A 1,796-nucleotide genomic window follows, 5' to 3' on the forward strand; every position below is an offset into this window, starting at 1 on the left:
TTGGATAAAAATGAACAATTTCGTAAATTATAATTCTTTAACACTAAAGTTACATGTTACTTATGATTAAAAATCATTTAAATGATACATAATTTCATGAACTTTCAGATTGTAACTTTAGGGTATAGTCTAATACAACTATTTTGATATTCATTCCCAATGAATAGCCACCGATTTTGAAGGGAACATCATCGACTCAAATTTCTATTTGCAACAGTGCCATTTTCCTACCTAATAGTTAGTTCTTAGAAATCATCACTGAGTCTGTCCATATTCCGAACTCGTTTAGGCTGTTTCTGGATTTCTAAAGCTTTCCCAATTTCATCATGGTCTGGATGGGCAAGATCAAAGACAGAGTCTTCAAGGCCAAGAACCATTAAGACCGTTACTAAATTTTTGAAGTTAATACTTGGATCGCCTTTTTCCATTCGGCTAATTGTACGTTCATCCACATGCACCCGATTAGCTAACTCCTGAATGGTAATGCTCCGGCGGATTCTCGCAATCTTAATATTTTTCCCGACTTGTTGAAGTAAATCCGCTACGCCATGCATCATAAAATGACTGGAGGTCTTCTTCATACAGATCCTCAGAAATCCGACATTATTTCCTGTTTAAGTTAATTTAAACCACATTTAATGTCATATCCTTTGTTGTAATTTTTTTAAAAAAGAAGGTAGACTGTAACAGCAGAAAGGGGGATTTGGGAGTCGGTTTTTTAAACCCTATGGTAATCATAATTGTTTAACTGAGATGAACAAATCCGTGGAACAGGGTAAATCATTTAAAAAGCCTAATCTGGTGTGATTGGGCTTTTTATTGTATAATTATATTGCTGATTTTTAATGAAAATTTAAATAATTTCGCATAACACCTATTATATTAATTTTAAAAAAATTTAAGATGCGTGTCTAGTTTCTTCATTAAAAGAGCTAGTTAATAGATCTCTGACTATTTCATATAAGGCTTCAATTTTTTTAGGACAAATTTCCTTTTTTTCTAGCTTTTGCATAAGTGTAATTGGTTTTACATCTTGTCTTCCTGGAGCTTTATACCCCAGAAAAGCTTCTAGATCTTTTTCAAAGAAATAAGGATTCGATAAGGTAAATTGATTACGGCAACTAATAATAAAAGGATTGATTGCTTTATGAACACCTTGATTAAAATCCCCATCAGCAATAACTATATGATTTATTCCATAAGCTTCTAATAGCTTCATATATCTATGAAAATTATATTTTCCATTTACATCAACGACACATATCTTATGTTCTCGTAAAGACTCCCAATCTCTAGCAAGTTGGTAATTTAGAAATACTTTTTCCGTAGCTCCTTCAATTAAAATCACCGTATCTGAAAAAAATAGTGAGAGTCGTTCACTATCAAGCCATAGTTGATATCTAAATGCCTCTATACAGCTTAAATCAGCTTCATTAATTTCCTCTTTCGGTAATAAATCCTTCGCTCCCCCAGAACCATCTCCCTTTGTATTAACAATATCTTGTAATAGCTTTATCAACTGCAATCCTTGTCCAAAAATATCGCCTAAAACCTCTTTAGTTGGTTGGTGTATATAAGTGATACCTGAAGTTCTTCTCACTCTAATTAGTTCTAATAAGTTTTCATGAGCTTTATCTAAAAAGTTTGGTGCATGAGAGGTAATAAAAACGGCACTGTTGCAAATAGGCTGACATGATAAGCTAAATATCTTATTTATTTCGAGATACAGCAGATGAATCCCTTCCATGGTCGGCACTTTCAAGGTGAAATCATTCTTTGGGCTGTTCGTTGGTATT

The 1,796-nt window shown here is 33.1% G+C and carries 2 protein-coding genes; both read right to left on the reverse strand.

What is annotated here, in order from left to right:
- Nucleotides 1–245: 245 nt before the first annotated feature.
- On the reverse strand, nucleotides 246–581 hold the full coding sequence (locus FTU05_RS17615; protein ID WP_086393520.1) for a helix-turn-helix domain-containing protein: 336 nt from the start codon (nucleotides 579–581) through the stop codon (nucleotides 246–248).
- A 317-nt stretch (nucleotides 582–898) separates the two neighbouring features.
- On the reverse strand, nucleotides 899–1,747 hold the full coding sequence (locus FTU05_RS18025; RefSeq protein WP_180166211.1) for a TOPRIM nucleotidyl transferase/hydrolase domain-containing protein: 849 nt from the start codon (nucleotides 1,745–1,747) through the stop codon (nucleotides 899–901).
- Nucleotides 1,748–1,796: the final 49 nt, after the last annotated feature.

This window comes from Acinetobacter sp. YH12049 (genome assembly GCF_013419875.1).
Taxonomy (GTDB): domain Bacteria; phylum Pseudomonadota; class Gammaproteobacteria; order Pseudomonadales; family Moraxellaceae; genus Acinetobacter; species Acinetobacter amyesii.